We start from the raw sequence: 15,203 nt of genomic DNA, 5'->3' as shown, positions 1-15,203 counted from the left end.
GGCCGGCTGACCCCCATCGAATTCGAGACCGTCATGACCACGTCGGCCCTCCAGGCCGCGTGACCACACCTGTCACCCGAACCTGCATCAGACCCCTCCCTCCTTCTCGTCTGTGTGATTGTCGCCTGACGACTCAGGGAGAAGGAGCACAACACACGTGCGGCGCTCTGGTGCGGTCAATTGCCGCCTGAGCAGCAGCTGTCGCCCTGTATGCCTGGATCCTGTGGTCCGCTCCGCTCCTTCGCGGCACCGCCAGGTTGTCTGCACAGCACTCCCCTGCTCTGAATCAGGGACCGCTCGCTAGTACGGCCATCAGCCGCCGCCCCTCCGCGGCGCTTAGACTCTCACCGTGGTAGGAGAGGACGCCCACTTAAAGGGAATCTCGGGAGCGAAGAGAGCCAAGCTCTACCTCGAGGGCACGATGCGGATCTGTGGGGCCTTCGCGAACACGGACTCGGACGCCTGGGCGAGGAAACTGACACTCGCCTGGCCGGAGGGCGGACAGACCTTCTCCTTCGACCTGGGCGGGTCGATGCGGGGCGCCCCCTACCATGGCGACCAGTTCTGCGCGGAGGTCAAGCACTATCAGGGGCCGGCGGACCAGGGCACTCACTTCGTCGAGTTCCTCGCCAAGTGCTACGTCGCGCACCAGGAGAAGTACCTCTTCGGTGATCACTACATGTGGATCACCTGGGCCCCCTTCAATGTGAACAGTTGGTCGCAACTACACGAGCCGCAAAGGATCGAGTCCGCTGTCGTCCAACACCGGCAACGCATCTTCGGTGACGTCTCCGAGGACGAGGCCAGGAAGAGGATCGACGCGAACGCGGTCCAGAGCGTGTCCGAGCGCGTGTGGCGCATCGTCCTGTCAGAGAAGCAGGAGGGGTTGCTGCCCCTCACCGAGTGGCGGGCCATCCTGGCGCACGAGCTGACCCTAAAGGGGGAGTGGTGAACGCCGTCGCATCGTCAATCGCCGAGGCACTCGAGGCGGACGACCCGTACCGCTCGTTCGCCGAAATCAAACGACTCCTCGAACAGCACCTTCGGCAGATCAATCCGCAGATCCGAACCAGGCGCACCGGATACTACAACCACACCCACATGCCGGACCTGGTCATGCGATGGCCGCACGACGACGACCTCAGCGACCGATACGTCTACCTGCGCAGCACGACGGACGCGGACGAGCTCGGGTTCGACATCAGGCGCCTTGCTCGCCAGGACCGGCCCATTGTTCTGGCGCTCGGCGCTCTCCGCCCGTCCTTCGACGCCCGCACCCTGGATTCGCTCGCGATCGACCACCACACCCTGGTCTTGGACTTGGCGGCTTTCGCGGAGCTGACCGCTGGCGAGTCGGCCGACGCCGCGTTGAGGCGTCTGATCGCGAACACCGTCATTGAAGGCGGCCAGGGCCTCCTTGACGAGCGCTCCGTATCCCGGCTGGCCCGTGCCATGACGACCGGCGCGCAGGCAGCCCGCCGCGGTGAGCGTGAGGGGACTGAGGACGCGCTTGCCTTTGCCTCGGACACGCTGTCCCCACCGATCGCGCGCCGCCTGACGGCCTTCTTGGGTACCTTATGGCGCGCTAGTGGTGCACCGGTAGCCGCACTCGAACGCGCTCCCAAATATCCGCAGCAACTGGACGAGTCGTCGCTCGATTACCTCCTCGAAGGCCAGGAGATCCCTGATGGCAACTTCTGGAGCCGTATCGCCCGTGAGATCACTCTGACCGATCTGCTGCGGCACGGCAGGATCACCGCCACCGACAATCTCCAGCACCTCATGCGCGCCGCGCTGAGCACATGGAACGCCCGGGTATGCGGCGTAGCCCCCTCCTCCGTCGCCGCTCGCCGTGGCGCAGCCCCCCTGCACTGGACTACGGGCGAGGGAGTCCTGAGCTTCGACGCGCCCGGCTTCGTTCTCACGCTCGCACAGAAGGTCGACCACCTGACATCGTCGGCGGCACGAGCGGCGTACGAACTGCCGGCCCTCGACGAGGTCGGCAATCGTCTGCCGCTCCTAGGGTTGAGCCTCAAGGCCATCACACTGGTCAACGGTGGCGGAAAGGTGGCGTACGAAGGAGAGGTGGGCGCTTTGCATGGGGACCGGCTCCGCCACCTCAGCGAATCCCTCGGACCAGGAACCCTGGTCAAGAATCTCGAAGCCCTACCGCCAAGTGGCGTACCGGTGAGGTACAACTTCTCCGCCCGGACCGCCTCGGTGAAGCCGCCTCGCGGCAGTGTCCCACTGCTGGAGCTCGTGAACACGTCCATCCGACTCTTCACGGATCTATCCCGCGCGGAGGAGGAACGCCTCGTCGAGGTGATCCCATCGGGCGGCCGCACCCTGCATGCCGGAATCGAGCACGACATGCCGGAGGCAGAGTCACCCGCCGACTGACCCGCGGTGGGTCCACTCCAGAGGACCAGCCTCAGTCCTACTGGGATTCCTCGGAACCGTCTTCGCTCGCTCCAGCGATCTTGCCGCCGACGAATACCACGCCCAGCCCGAGGGCGGCTGCACCGGCGGCTGCCACCACCTTCATCCCCGCCCCCAGAAACTGCTTGCTCTCGCTGTCCTTCTCGCCTACCCGCTGTACGTTTTGGTCGAGGCGGTCGTGAAGGGCCTCCCGTTGCGCCCAGCTGAGGTCGTCCCGACCGAGGTCGGCCTGCAGAGCGTCCCGCTGGTCCTGCGAAGCCTTGTAGAAGTGGTTCTGACTGTTCTCGTTGGCTGCGAGAGTGGACTTGTGTGCCTCTGTGACCGCATCGATGTCGGCCTTGCCCAAGTCCTTGAAGCCGGGGAACTGCTCGATGAGCTTGAGCCGCACCTCGGTGGCCATCTCGGGCATCGCTGCCGCGAACTTGAGCACCTTGGCCTTGGACAGGCTCCGCCAGTTCGGGATACCCAACTTCCGCTTGAGCGCTGCTTCGTTCACGTAGCCCATTCCCTGACTCCGTCCGTCGTCCCGTGAGGCATCCTGGATAGTAGCGGTGCCCACCGACAAGCCCCTCTTCGACGTCCTCGGCCTGTTCGCCATGTCTCTGTGAGCCGTATTCGGGGGGCAGGTGCACCCACTGCGTCAGTCAACGGCACGACCTGACCGACGGTCGCATGGTCGGGACGGCACGACCGCAGGAATCAGCTCATCTCCGATGGCCGGTCAAGGTCGAGCACCGGGGCCGGCCCCAGGTCGAATCCGCAGATCTTCATCCCGGCGAACGAGGCATGATCCCCGTCCAAATGAAGCCACACGCGAGGCTCCTCGTCGTCGAGAATGACCTAGGCGGCGCCCGTTGCGCGGCCAGCTCCTCCATGACCGTCCACGGGACGGCGACGCCTTGCGCCCCGTTGCCTGGATGGTCTTGAGCAGGTCGACGCTGGCGTTGTCAGGGGAGACACCCCACAGCATGTTCGTGTCCAGGATGATCAAAATAGGCGGCTCCGTCCCCGGGCGGCGTGCAACAGGCGGGACAAGCCTCCCCGGTCCGGAGCGGCCCCGTCAGCGAATTTCGATCACACACTGCCCCTTCGACGGCGGGCCTCTCGTACGCACTGGGCGCGCCGACGCGACTCTAACGGCGTGAGGCTCCGTACCGGTGGAGTCGCTGCGTACTACGGGAAGCCGTGATGTGCCAGAGTTCCGGTACCGAACCGACGTAGGGCCGTGACGCTCATTTGACGCTCCGGGCGCCCGGCGGCCCTCATCCGGGACCCAAAATCATCTCTGACCTGCTGCTTTCCTGCCTGCGTCCAGGCCGACATCTTTCCGATGACCCACCAGGTCGGTGTGCCGCGATTGAACCGGTCGCGAAGAGCCCCTGAACTGCGGTTGTGGGCGCACAATGTGCGGTGCGGGCGTTCAGTAGGTGGGACCGTAAGGGCTCCAGTGCCCGAGGAAGGGTTTCAGGTCGTCGGCTTGTGGCTTGGGAATGTCGGGCAGCCGGGGCGGTGTGTTCAATGGGTCGAGGCGTTCAACGGTGGCCGCTGCCCAGCTGATCCATTCCTCGGCTTCGGTTCTGGCCTGGCCCGGAGGCATGTCCTCGACTCGCGTGCGTACGGTGCTCACGTATTGGGTCAGTCGGGTGGCGTGTCGCCATGCCGCTTCCTGGGCTTCGAGGTGCCGGACGCGGTACGCCTCTGCGTACCGGATGCGGGCTTGTTCCATGGCGGCTTCCCAGCGGATGCGCTTCTGGCGTGCCGCTTCGGCCTCGTCCTGACGTCTGCGTTCGGCGGCTTGGCCGCGCAGCGTGACCTCCTCCTGTGCGATCTCGGCGAGCTGCTGTTCGAGGGCGCGGCCGGGAGCGTCGGCCCATTCGCTCGCTCGGTGTGGCTGGCCGCCGCTGAGGATGATGCGGAGGCGTTCGGATGGGGTGTAGTCGAAGCGGGGGATTCTGACCCAGGAGTGCTTCTTGGCGTCGGCGAGTTCCTTCTCGGTGGCGACGTGCTCGGCCCGGTCCTGCTCCTGGAGGACGACAAACCCCACTGTCTGGCCCTGTGCGGTGATGGTGAAGTGGGGATTTGCCCTGCGGCGGCGATGAGGTGGGGGTGCGAAGCCGGTCTGCCCGGCCGAGCAGGTGTGTCCGTCGGCCTCGGCGGCGGTGATCAGTGCCTGGATGAGCCGGAGAGCGCGTCCTTGGACGGGCTTGGTCAGGCCCAGCGGCTGGCGTTCGTTCTGCATGGCCCGCACCACGGTGTGCGGCCGAGTGAGCCGCGAGGGCACGGGGACGGGGTCGAGGACGGCAAGGCGCCAGGCGGGGATGTCGACGAGCTTGATCTCGTACCCGTCGCGGCACCAGTTTCCGTACAGCTCCTTCGTCTCCGGAACCCTTCCGGACCTGCGTGCGGCGGCGACGCGGGACGGCCACTTCTCCAAGCCGGGACCGCTGCCGCTCTTGACGATCTTGCCGCCGGCCTCCGCGAGCTCCTGTAACAGCTGCTCCGTGAGCGTCACACGAGGATGTGAGGGAGGGCTTGGCTTCCGCTCGGTGGCCGGAGTTTCCTGCGCTCTGGTGGACTTAGGTCGTGGACCGGCGGCCTGGGTCTTCCGCGGGCGTGATCCGCGGGGAGGGTACGTGCCGTGCGCCAGGTAGTGCCGACCGGCGCTTGTCAGGGCGACGCTCCACTGCCCGGCCTTCTGGGAGACCGTCACCAGGCCACGGTTGTGGAGTGCCTGGCAGGTGGTCTTGTAGGAGCTTGTGTTCCATACGCCTGCAGGGCACCCGGCTCCCACCCACTGCAACACCGACAGCTGCCGCTCATTGACCCGCCGTTCCAATGGTCCGCCTTCGACTCGAGGTGCCGCACGACGGCGGCATGGTGCCAGTTCCGGTGGTAGGCGACCGGTGCTTCGAGTCAATTCGCTCGAACGAGCGGGCTGACGTGGCTGGAAGCCGGTTGGCCGAGAACCGTAGGTGGGTGCCTGTCCTACGGCGAGGTTTGACTCCTGAGATCTCTGACCGAGGTGTCCTGATCACACTGTGTCGACCGCCGGCCAGGGGACTGCGCACTGTTGGTCTCGGGCTGATGGACGTGTCTCGATAGGGGCTTGCCGGAAAGGCGTCATCACGATTCTGACCGTCCGCACGGCCCGCTACCGGCTACGCGATAAGCCGTCGGCCTGAAAGGGAACGAGCATGACCGGCACGTCCACCGCTTCGCGTCCTCGTCGGCGTCGGCCGGCGAGGGAGGTGGTCCTGGGAGTGGACACGCACCGGGATGCCCATGTGGCCGCCGTGCTCTCCCTGGTGGGGGAAGTGATCGGCACCCAGGAGTTCCCGGCCAGCGCGGCCGGCTACCGCAACCTGCTGGGGTGGGCCAGGGCGTCGGGTACGGTGCGGCGGGCCGGAGTGGAAGGGACCGGTTCCTTCGGGGCGGCCCTGTCCCGCTACCTGCTGGCCCAGGGCGTGGACGTCTTCGATGTGAACCGGTTCGACCGGGCCGACCGACGACGGCGAGGCAAGTCCGACCCACTCGATGCTGAGAACGCGGCCCGGGCGGTGCTGAGCGGGCGGGCGCGCGCCCAGGCCAAGACGGGCGACGGGCCGGTGGAGATCGCCCGGATGTACAAGCTGGCCAAGGACTCGGCGGTCAAGGCCCGCACCCAGGCGATCAACCAGCTCAAAGCCGTCCTCATCCGTGCCGATCCCCAGCTGAGAGAGCAACTGGCCGGGCTGGGCAATGCAGAGCTTTTCCGCACGTGCGCAGGGCTCGTCGACGACAGCCTGAACCATGAGGCCGGCGAGGGATCGGTGCTCCACGCCACCCACGTGACCCTGGGACTTCTGGCCCGGCGCATCGGGCAGCTCAGCGAAGATGTCCGGGAACTGGAAGGCCGCCTGACCCGGCTGGTGGAGCGCCACGCTCCGCAGCTGCTCGAGGTGGTGGGCATCGGTCCGGACACAGCCGTCACTTTGCTGATCACGGTGGGGGACAACCCGGAACGCCTGGGCAGTGAGGCGTCCTTCGCGGGGCTGTGCGGGGTCAGCCCGGTCGAGCGTTCTTCGGGCAGCCGGCAGTACCGTCGCCTCAACCGCGGCGGCGACCGGCAAGCGAACGCGGCCCTGCACCGGATCGTGCATACCCGCCTGCGCGTCGACCCACGTACCCAGGAGTACTACGAACGTCGCAGCAAGGAGGGCAAGACGCGGCGCGAGATAGTCCGAACCCTCAAGCGCTACGCGGCCCGGGAGGTCTTCCACCTGGTCAGACCTGTGCAGTCCTAACCCTCGTTATAGGGGCAGTCGTGATACGTGAGAGGGTCTGAGGCGTGAGTGAGACACCGTCGAACACCCTGCAATACCGCTTTGACGGGCCAGAAGAGGCTCCCGTCCTGATCTTGGGTCCCTCCCTGGGTACCACATGGCACATGTGGGACCGGCAGATCCCGGAACTGACCAAGCAGTGGCGGGTCTTCCGGTTCGATCTGCCGGGGCACGGCGGCGCCCTCGCGTACCCGGCCGGCTCGGTGACCGAGCTGGCCGCCAGGCTGCTCGTCACGCTCGACGGGCTCGGTGTACAGCGGTTCGGCTACGCGGGCTGTGCGTTCGGCGGAGCGCTCGGCATCGAGCTGGCCCTGCGCCGCCCCGAGCGGGTCGCCTCGCTCGCGCTGGTCGCCACCTCCCCGCGGTTCGGGACCGCGGACGAGTTCCGGCAGCGCGGGGTGATCGTGCGCACGAACGGGCTCGACCCGATCGCCCGGACCGCGCCGGACCGCTGGTTCACCGACGGATTCGCGTCCGCGCAGCCCGCGATCACCGAGTGGGCCGTGCAGATGGTGCGCACCACCGACCCCGGCTGCTACATCGCCGCCTGTGAGGCGCTGGCCGGGTTCGACGTACGGGGCGAGCTGGCTCGCGTGGGTGTGCCGACCCTCGTGCTGGTCGGCTCGGAGGACCAGGTCACCGGCCCGGCCGAGGCCCGCACCCTGGTCGCCGGCATCCCGGACGCCCGGCTCGCGGTCGTGCCCGGTGCCTCCCACCTCGTGCCGGTCGAGCAGCCCGCCGCCGTCACCGAGCTGCTGGTCCGGCACTTCTCCACCGCCTGGCAGCCCGGCTTCGACTCGTCCACCGGCCAGATGGCCATCGTGGCGGCACCGGCGAAGCCGGTCCTGGCCGCGGCGCCGCTCGTCGCTCCGCAGGCCGCGCCCATCGCCGAGATCGCCCCCGCCGTCGTACCGCCGCAGCCCCCGGGGTGGCCGGACCAGTACGACGCCGGGCTCAAGATCCGCCGGGAGGTGCTCGGCGACGCGCACGTCGACCGGGCGCTCACCGAGGCCGACGACTTCTCCGGGGAGTTCCAGGAGTTCATCACGCGGTACGCGTGGGGCGAGATCTGGAGCCGGCCGGGCCTCGACCGGCGCTCGCGCAGCTGTGTCACCCTCACCGCGCTGGTCGCGGGCGGCCACCTGGAGGAGCTCGCCTTCCACACCCGGGCCGCGCTGCGCAATGGGCTGACCCCGGACGAGATCAAGGAAGTGCTGCTCCAGGCGGCCGTGTACTGCGGGATGCCCGCGGCGAACAGCGCGTTCCGGGTGGCTCAGCAGGTCATCCGCGAGGAGACCACGCTCGCGGAGTGAGCGACGGAGAGCGGCGAAAGCGACCGAGTGCGGCGAAGAGCGACCGAGTGCGGCGGGGGAGAGGATGGGAGCCATGAAGCTCACGAAGAAGTCGCATGCCTGTGTCCGGCTGGAGAAGGACGGGCGGACGCTCGTCCTCGACCCCGGAGGGTTCAGTGAGCAGGACGCCGCGGTCGGCGCGAACGCGATCCTGGTCACCCACGAGCACCCGGACCACTTCGACGAGGGGCGGCTGCGGGCGGCTCTGGAGGCCGATCCGGCCGCCGAGATCTGGACGCTGAAGTCGGTTGCCGAGCAGCTCACGGCCGCCTTCCCGGGCCGCGTGCACACCGTCGGCCATGGCGACACCTTCACCGCGGCGGGCTTCGACGTCCAGGTCCACGGCGAACTGCACGCGGTCATCCACCCGGACATCCCGCGCATCACCAACGTCGGCTATCTGATCGACGGCGGCCGCGTCTTCCACCCGGGCGACGCCCTCACCGTCCCTGACCAGCCGGTCGAGACGCTGATGCTCCCGGTGATGGCCCCCTGGAACAAGATCGCCGAGGTCATCGACTACGTCCGCGAGGTCAAGCCGCAGCGCGCCTACGACATCCACGACGCCCTCCTCACCGACCTCGCCCGCCCGATCTACGACCGCCAGATCGGCGCTCTGGGCGGCTCGGAGCACCTGCGGCTGGCGCCGGGGGACTCCGCCGACGTCTGAGGCCGGAACCGGGCGGGGCGGCGTTGTCGGTCCCGCCCGGTAGGTTGTGAGGCATGCGCATCGCGACCTGGAACGTGAACTCGATCACCGCCCGCCTGCCGAGGCTGCTCGCCTGGCTGGAGAGCAGCGGCACGGACGTGCTGTGCCTGCAGGAGGCCAAGCTCGCCGAGGAGCAGTTCCCGTTCGACCAGCTGCGCGAGCTGGGCTACGAGGCGGCGGTGAACGCCACGGGCCGGTGGAACGGCGTGGCGGTGCTCTCCCGCGTCGGCCTGGCGGATGTCGTCAAGGGCCTGCCCGGCGGCCCCGGCTACGAGGGCCTGGAGGAGCCCCGCGCGATCTCCGCGACCTGCGGCCCGGTCCGCGTCTGGTCGGTGTACGTGCCGAACGGGCGCGAGGTGGACCACCCGCACTACGCCTACAAGCTCCAGTGGTTCGAGGCCCTGAAGGCCGCCGTCGCCGGCGACGCGACCGGCTCCCGCCCCTTCGCGGTCCTGGGCGACTACAACGTGGCACCGACGGACGACGACGTCTACGACGTGGCCGTCTTCGAGGGCCTCACCCATGTCACCCCCGCCGAGCGCGCGGCCCTCGCCTCCCTGCGCGAGGCGGGCCTGTCCGACGTCGTCCCGCGCCCGCTGAAGTACGACCACCCCTTCACGTACTGGGACTACCGCCAGCTCTGCTTCCCGAAGAACCGCGGCATGCGCATCGACCTGGTGTACGGCAACGAGCCGTTCGCCAAGGCGGTCAAGGATGCCTATGTCGACCGCGAGGAGCGCAAGGGCAAGGGCGCCTCGGACCACGCGCCGGTGGTCGTCGATCTGGACGTGTAGGGCGCGACACCCGTGCCCGGGCTGTGGTGCGCACGGTGGTGCGAATGTCACGCTGGGCGTATGAACATCCCGTTCCTGGGCAGTCGGCACAAGAAACGCGATGAGGCGGTGCTCGCCCTCGACCCCGAGGGCGTCGCGGAGCTCCTCTCCGAGTGTGAGCTGTTGCGCGCGCAGGCGTCCCAGGAGGGCGTCCTGCTCGACGACTCCGCGGCCTCGCTGGAGGCGCTCGACCAGCTGCTGCCGCGCTGGCGCGACGACGAGGAGAGCCTGTCCTGGCTGGGCAACGACGCGGGGCTGTACCTGGGCACGGTCATCGTGCGCACCGTGCAGGGCGCGCGCTGGGACCTCAGACCCGGCGGGCAGGCCGTCGTACGGCTGGCGTCGGGCCGTGAGTTCGACGTCGTCGAGACGGGCCAGGAGTGGGCCGCGAGCGGTGTGCCCGAGTTGTCGCAGCTCTATGCCGAGGTCGCCGAGACCTAAAGGCGGTGTAAATACGGCTTATGCCCGATAAGTGCGTGTCGTGTGTCGAGTCACCTGCCGTCTGGATAGTTTGCGGCAACCATGACACAGCAGAGAGTGAGTAGGGCTGCGGATGGCCGTCGATCCTTTGATCGAACTGCGTGACGTCGACAAGTGCGGCCGCGTCATCGAGACCGCTTACTGAGCGGGGGCGCGACCATGATCCGTACCACACGTGTGTCCATCGCCCCGGCGGCGCTCGCCATCGCGCTCGTCGCGGCCGCCTGCGGCAGACACGGCGGCCCGCCCGCCGAGGGCCCGGCGCCCGACGGACTTCCCAACCACCGGGTGGCACAGGGCATCCGGCCGCCGGCCTCCCCGAATTCCCTTGAGGCGACGCTCGGCCGGGCCGGCTCATGAACGTCGACTACGATGGGCCGTTCATCCCGCATCGGGATGAGTGCGCTGCTTTCGTGGTTCACCGGCCGGGTGTCCCACCGTGAGCAACGCAGTCCCGAGACCCGGGCCGTGGCGGTCGCCGCGGCCGAACCAGGGGCGCTGCTGCCGGGTGGGAACCCCCCTCACGGCCCCGAGACCATAAGGGGGGCGGCAGTTCACAGGGCCAGGCCCGGCCGGCGGCAGCCGGAGATCACTGCTCGCGCAGCGGAACGGACACGTATGACGGGTCGTCCGCCGGCGAGGAGAAGGTCAGCTGCGCGCCGGACGGGTTGTGCTCGATGTAGAGCGGGTCGACCGTGTCGACGACCAGGGCGAGCCGGTGTCCGGCCGGGACGTCGTAGGCCGTCGAGAAGAGGTCCAGGTCGACGTCGAACGGCCGGCCGGGCGTGCGGTCGTACCAGGTGTACGGCGCGTTCGTGACCAGCTTGCCGAAGCCGAGCGGGCCCACGTCGTAGAGGTAGGCGACGAGCGTGCCGCTCTCCCTGGTCGGGGTGAGGGTGGTGTGCAACTTCGCGGTGCCGCGCACCTGCTGGGCGGTGCCGTACTTCTCCGACTGCCAGACCGCGGCCCAGCGGCGGGGCAGCAGCGGGATCGAGGCGATCGGCGGGATCCGGGCGACCTGGTCGAGGATGCTGGAGAGGAAGACGATCCCGCCGTCGGCGCCCGAGTCCACGTTCGCGTGGATCGTGGTGGCGTCGGCGAGGGCGAGCTTCCTGCGGGTGGCGCCGACCGACTTCCAGTCCGGGTAGGCCTCGTAGCCGTCGGAGCTACGGGACTTGAGCTGTACGGGCTGCTCGTGGTCGATGCCGTTGTCCGCGCCCTTGAGGTAGTGGTCGAACCAGCGCTCGGTGTCGGTCCACACGTCGTTGGGCAGCCCGAACAGGCCGGTCAGTTCGGCGGTCCCGTGGTCGCCGGGGCGGAACTCCAGCCGCTTCGGGACGCTGAGCTTCTCGTAGAAGTCGGCGTACTGGTTGGCGGGGAAGATCGTGTCGCCCCAGGCGTTGGCCATCATCACGGCCGGGGCGTTCTTGTTGAGCTGGTCGACATAGGTCGCGACCGAACGTTTCTTCCCCCAGTCGATCATCTCCTGTTCCTTGGTGAGGTTGGAGGCGTAGAAGTCGTCGAAGATCTGCCGTACTTCGGGGCTCTCGCGGCCCGTGACGACGCCCGCGCCGTCCAGCAGGGCGGCCGCCTGGACGTGCTGGGTGCGGCCGGAATAGATGGAGCTGATCAGGTCCGCCCAGCCGCTGAGCGCGGCGACCGCCTTGATCCGCTTGTCGTGGGCGGCGGCGAGCAGGCTGATCCCGGCGCCGTAGGAGACGCCCGCCATGCCGATGTGCCGGGGGTCGGCGGGGGTGTTGGCGAGGGCCCAGTCGATCACTTTGGAGGCGTCCGCTATATCGGGCGGACCGGCCACTTCTATCTGTCCGCCGGACTGCCAGAAGCCGCGCACGTTGTAAGTGAGCACGATGTACCCGGAGTTCGCGAGCTTCTGGGCCTGGGCCAGATACTCGGCCTGGGGCAGGCCCCAGCTCGTGGGCAGCACGATGAGCGGGTAGCTGTGCGAGGCGTCGGCGTCCGCCGGGGCGACGACGTTCGCCTTGAGCGTCGTGCCGCCGTCGCCGGTGATGTCGACGAAGCGGATGGCGGCGGCGGCCTGCGCGGCCGGGGCCAGGCCCACGACGCTGCCGGCGATCAGCGCCGCGCAGACGGCTCCGACGGCGGAGGTGCGCAAGGTATTGCGACCGTGTCCCATGGGGTCACTCCTCACTCGTGTCAGTGCAAAGTGACCCGACGGTAACCGTGACGCCTTACCGTAAGTAACCCGTCGGTAAGTTACGTGCGGGTAAAGTTATTTGGAGTGTGCTGTTCCCTAGGAGGCCCGGTGTGAGGCGCGTGGAGCCTCCAGCTTCGGCAGCGGCGCCTGCGCGGTCCGCGTCACGTCCGCGACGACCTCGACCACGTCGGGGCCGTACGCCTGCGAATTGACCACCTTCAGCAGGAGGACGAAGGTGTTGTCACCGTGCTTGCGGGCCAGCCGCTCGTGGTTGCGGGCGAGATAGCGGGTCGCGGCCTGGTTGGTGATGGCGCGCTGGCCGCAGAAGAGGAACACCGGGCGCGCGTCGCGTCCCTGGCCCGCGGTGAGCCGGGCGAGCAGCACGTACTCGCTCTTGCCGGGCTCCAGCCGGTAGCGCTCGCTGCCGATCTGGAAGGCGCCGCGGTCCGGGCCGGGCTCCGCGTCCACGTTGACGCGCACGCCGGGCAGCAAGGAGGCGAGGTGTGCGGTCATACGGCGGTTGGAGGCGGGTCCGCCCACACAGAACTCGGTGCGCTCGCCGAAGCCCTGCTGTGCCGCGTCGTGGGCGACGACCTGCGCGTTGGCATTGCAGTCCTTGATGAGGGCGGCGAGCTCCAGGAGCGCGAACACGTCGTGCCGCATCACCGTCAGCTCGGGCCCGCCCGCCTCGCGGTTCACCACGAGCAGCGACTCGGAGTTGTCGGGCAGGCCGAAGAATGCCTGCTTCCGCCGAAGCTTCCGCTTCCACAGGTAGGTGCGGGCCAGCCAGCCGAGACCGGCGCTGACACCGGCGGCTATCAGGCCCAGGACGATGTTGCGGACGTCGTCATTCATGGGCGCGCATGGTAGCGGTCCCGGGTAGCCGGAGCGTACCCGTGTTCGATGTGTGATGTTCGCGTGACAATTGCCTTGAATGAGCCTGTCGAGGCGGGGTCCATGTGGCTACGCTGCGCGGACTGTCCTGGACTGGAGGTACGGATGCGTCGCTCTGCCGCGCGGAAACTGACGGTTCTGGCGGTTTCGGCCGCCGTGGTGTCGGTGGGGGCGGCGGCGCCACCGGCCCCGGCGGCCGGGACGGCGGCGAAGGTTCCGGTGGCCGTCGGCTACGGCGGCGCGGTCGCCAGCGTCGACGCGGACGCCTCCGCCGCGGGCATCGAGGTCCTGAAGAAGGGCGGCAACGCCGTGGACGCGGCCGTCGCCACGGCCGCCGCGCTCGGCGTCACCGAGCCCTACTCCTCCGGCATCGGCGGAGGCGGCTACTTCGTCTACTACGACGCCAAGTCCCGCACGGTCCACACCATCGACGGCCGGGAGACCGCGCCGCTGACCGCCGGCTCCGACCTCTTCCTGGAGAACGGCAAGCCCCTCGCCTTCGCCGACGCCGTCAGCAGCGGCCTGAGCGTCGGCACCCCGGGCACGCCCGCCACCTGGCAGACGGCCCTGGACGAATGGGGCAGCAGACAACTCGGTACGGTCCTCAAGCCCGCCGAGCGCATCGCCCGCGACGGCTTCACCGTGGACGACACCTTCCGCAGTCAGACCGCGTCCAACGAGACCCGCTTCCGCTACTTTCCGGCCACCGCGCAGCTGTTCCTGCCCGGCGGCCGGCTCCCCGTCGTCGGCTCGACCTTCAAGAACCCCGATCTCGCCCGCACCTACGAGGAGCTGGCCAGAAAGGGAGTCGGCGCGATCTACGACGGCGCGCTCGGCGAGGACATCGTCCACACCGTGAACAACCCCCCGGTGGACCCGGGTTCCGGCTGGAACGCCCGCCCCGGCAAGCTCTCCGCCACGGACCTGGCCGCCTACCGCGCCAGGTCGCAGGCGCCCACGAAGACGTCGTACCGCGGACTGAAGGTCTACTCGATCGCGCCCTCCTCCTCGGGCGGCACCACGGTCGGCGAAGCCCTCAACATCCTTGAGAAGACCGACCTTTCGAAGGCCTCCGAGACGCAGTACCTGCACCACTTCATCGAGGCGAGCCGGATCGCCTTCGCGGACCGCGGGCGCTGGGTCGGCGACCCGGCCTTCGAGGACGTACCGACGAAGGAACTGCTCTCGCAGAAGTACGCCGACTCGCGCGCCTGCCTGATCAAGGACGATGCCGTCCTCACCAGCCCGCTCGCGCCCGGCGACCCGCGCGACCCGGCGGCCTGCTCCACCGCGGGCACGGCGTCGCCGACGACCTACGAGGGCGAGAACACCACCCATCTCACGGTCGCCGACAAGTGGGGCAACGTCGTCTCCTACACGCTCACCATCGAGCAGACCGGCGGCAGCGCGATCACCGTCCCCGGCCGTGGCTTCCTGCTCAACAACGAGCTGACGGACTTCTCCTTCGCCCCGGCCAACCCGGCCGTGCACGACCCGAACCTGCCCGGTCCCGGCAAGCGGCCGCGCTCCTCGATCTCCCCGACGATCGTGCTCGACCGGCACGACCGGCCCGTCGTGGCCCTGGGCTCACCGGGTGGCGCGACCATCATCACCACCGTGCTGCAGACCCTCACGGAGTTCCTCGACCGCCGGCTGCCGCTGGTCGACGCGATCGCCGCGCCGCGCGCCAGCCAGCGCAACGCCGCCCAGACCGAACTCGAACCCGCCCTCTACGACAGTGACCTGAGGACCCGGTTGGAGGCCATCGGCCACAGCTTCAAGCCGAACCCCGAAATCGGCGCGGCCACCGGCGTCCAGCGCCTCCCGGACGGCAGGTGGCTGGCCGCGGCGGAGAAGGTACGCCGGGGCGGCGGCTCGGCGATGGTGGTACGACCGGCGGGGTAGGGGCCGGGGCCCGGGAAGTACGGGCGGCTCCGGGGTACGTTCCGCCTGCGCGTCCGCCGCGGACACCCCGGCTCACGCGTCGGGTGCATATGT

General features: G+C 68.9%; 13 protein-coding genes. 9 read left to right on the top strand and 4 right to left on the bottom strand.

The window, feature by feature from the left end:
- The first annotated feature begins 349 nt into the window (after positions 1–349).
- A complete protein-coding gene (locus ACFY1J_RS35720; protein ID WP_141720349.1) occupies positions 350–952 on the top strand; it encodes a hypothetical protein in 603 nt (200 codons plus the stop codon).
- Complete coding sequence (locus ACFY1J_RS35715; RefSeq protein WP_390732651.1) at positions 949–2,400, top strand: hypothetical protein; 1,452 nt, start codon at positions 949–951, stop codon at positions 2,398–2,400. Before ACFY1J_RS35720 ends, ACFY1J_RS35715 begins: the two co-directional genes overlap by 4 nt.
- Positions 2,401–2,437: 37 nt before the next feature.
- Here ACFY1J_RS35715 and ACFY1J_RS35710 read toward each other — a convergent pair whose 3' ends face one another.
- Positions 2,438–2,944 carry a hypothetical protein gene (locus tag ACFY1J_RS35710; protein ID WP_390732650.1) on the bottom strand — a complete coding sequence of 169 codons (507 nt, stop codon included), beginning with the start codon at positions 2,942–2,944 and terminating at the stop codon, positions 2,438–2,440.
- A 915-nt stretch (positions 2,945–3,859) separates the two neighbouring features.
- Positions 3,860–4,951: a hypothetical protein gene (locus tag ACFY1J_RS35705; RefSeq protein WP_390732649.1), complete on the bottom strand. Its 1,092-nt coding sequence runs from the start codon at positions 4,949–4,951 to the stop codon at positions 3,860–3,862.
- 748 nt (positions 4,952–5,699) lie between these two features.
- Between ACFY1J_RS35705 and ACFY1J_RS35700 the strand changes: the two genes are divergently transcribed.
- The 6 genes from ACFY1J_RS35700 to ACFY1J_RS35675 all read left to right on the top strand — a co-directional run bounded on the left by ACFY1J_RS35700 (position 5,700) and on the right by ACFY1J_RS35675 (position 10,495).
- Positions 5,700–6,722, top strand: coding sequence for an IS110 family transposase (locus tag ACFY1J_RS35700; RefSeq protein ID WP_390732648.1), 1,023 nt, complete (start codon positions 5,700–5,702; stop codon positions 6,720–6,722).
- A 44-nt stretch (positions 6,723–6,766) separates the two neighbouring features.
- Positions 6,767–8,074 (top strand): 4-carboxymuconolactone decarboxylase, encoded by a 1,308-nt coding sequence (gene pcaC / locus ACFY1J_RS35695; RefSeq protein WP_390732647.1) that lies wholly within the window; start codon positions 6,767–6,769, stop codon positions 8,072–8,074.
- A gap of 73 nt (positions 8,075–8,147) precedes the next feature.
- Entirely contained in the window at positions 8,148–8,783 is a 636-nt protein-coding gene (locus ACFY1J_RS35690; RefSeq protein WP_390732646.1) for an MBL fold metallo-hydrolase, read from the top strand.
- A gap of 53 nt (positions 8,784–8,836) precedes the next feature.
- Positions 8,837–9,616, top strand: a complete 780-nt coding sequence (locus ACFY1J_RS35685; protein WP_390732645.1) for an exodeoxyribonuclease III — start codon at positions 8,837–8,839, stop codon at positions 9,614–9,616.
- A gap of 60 nt (positions 9,617–9,676) precedes the next feature.
- Positions 9,677–10,096 (top strand): DUF6278 family protein, encoded by a 420-nt coding sequence (locus ACFY1J_RS35680; RefSeq protein ID WP_390732644.1) that lies wholly within the window; start codon positions 9,677–9,679, stop codon positions 10,094–10,096.
- A gap of 198 nt (positions 10,097–10,294) precedes the next feature.
- The gene (locus ACFY1J_RS35675; RefSeq protein WP_390732643.1) at positions 10,295–10,495 is read left to right on the top strand and encodes a hypothetical protein; all 201 of its coding nucleotides are present in this window, start codon (positions 10,295–10,297) and stop codon (positions 10,493–10,495) included.
- Positions 10,496–10,724: 229 nt separating this feature from the next.
- Here ACFY1J_RS35675 and ACFY1J_RS35670 read toward each other — a convergent pair whose 3' ends face one another.
- Positions 10,725–12,290 (bottom strand): alpha/beta fold hydrolase, encoded by a 1,566-nt coding sequence (locus ACFY1J_RS35670; protein WP_390732642.1) that lies wholly within the window; start codon positions 12,288–12,290, stop codon positions 10,725–10,727.
- A 117-nt stretch (positions 12,291–12,407) separates the two neighbouring features.
- Positions 12,408–13,166, bottom strand: a complete 759-nt coding sequence (locus ACFY1J_RS35665; protein ID WP_390707137.1) for a hypothetical protein — start codon at positions 13,164–13,166, stop codon at positions 12,408–12,410.
- A 144-nt stretch (positions 13,167–13,310) separates the two neighbouring features.
- On the opposite strand from ACFY1J_RS35665, the gene ggt reads away from it, so the two are divergent.
- Entirely contained in the window at positions 13,311–15,110 is a 1,800-nt protein-coding gene (ggt, locus tag ACFY1J_RS35660; protein ID WP_390732641.1) for a gamma-glutamyltransferase, read from the top strand.
- Positions 15,111–15,203 lie beyond the last annotated feature (93 nt).

This window comes from Streptomyces sp. NPDC001406 (genome assembly GCF_042895285.1).
Taxonomy (GTDB): Bacteria; Actinomycetota; Actinomycetes; order Streptomycetales; family Streptomycetaceae; genus Streptomyces.
Note: the sequence above shows the minus strand (reverse complement) of the source record. Positions and strands in the feature narration are given on the sequence as shown.

Bases quoted from the DNA above. Each gene is read 5' to 3' on its own strand.
- ACFY1J_RS35710 (WP_390732650.1), bottom strand. From the start codon at position 2,944: ATGGGCTACGTGAACGAAGCAGCGCTCAAGCGGAAGTTGGGTATCCCG.
- ACFY1J_RS35690 (WP_390732646.1), top strand. From the start codon at position 8,148: ATGAAGCTCACGAAGAAGTCGCATGCCTGTGTCCGGCTGGAGAAGGAC.
- ACFY1J_RS35685 (WP_390732645.1), top strand. From the start codon at position 8,837: ATGCGCATCGCGACCTGGAACGTGAACTCGATCACCGCCCGCCTGCCG.
- ACFY1J_RS35680 (WP_390732644.1), top strand. From the start codon at position 9,677: ATGAACATCCCGTTCCTGGGCAGTCGGCACAAGAAACGCGATGAGGCG.
- ACFY1J_RS35675 (WP_390732643.1), top strand. From the start codon at position 10,295: ATGATCCGTACCACACGTGTGTCCATCGCCCCGGCGGCGCTCGCCATC.
- ACFY1J_RS35670 (WP_390732642.1), bottom strand. From the start codon at position 12,290: ATGGGACACGGTCGCAATACCTTGCGCACCTCCGCCGTCGGAGCCGTC.
- ACFY1J_RS35665 (WP_390707137.1), bottom strand. From the start codon at position 13,166: ATGAATGACGACGTCCGCAACATCGTCCTGGGCCTGATAGCCGCCGGT.
- ggt (WP_390732641.1), top strand. From the start codon at position 13,311: ATGCGTCGCTCTGCCGCGCGGAAACTGACGGTTCTGGCGGTTTCGGCC.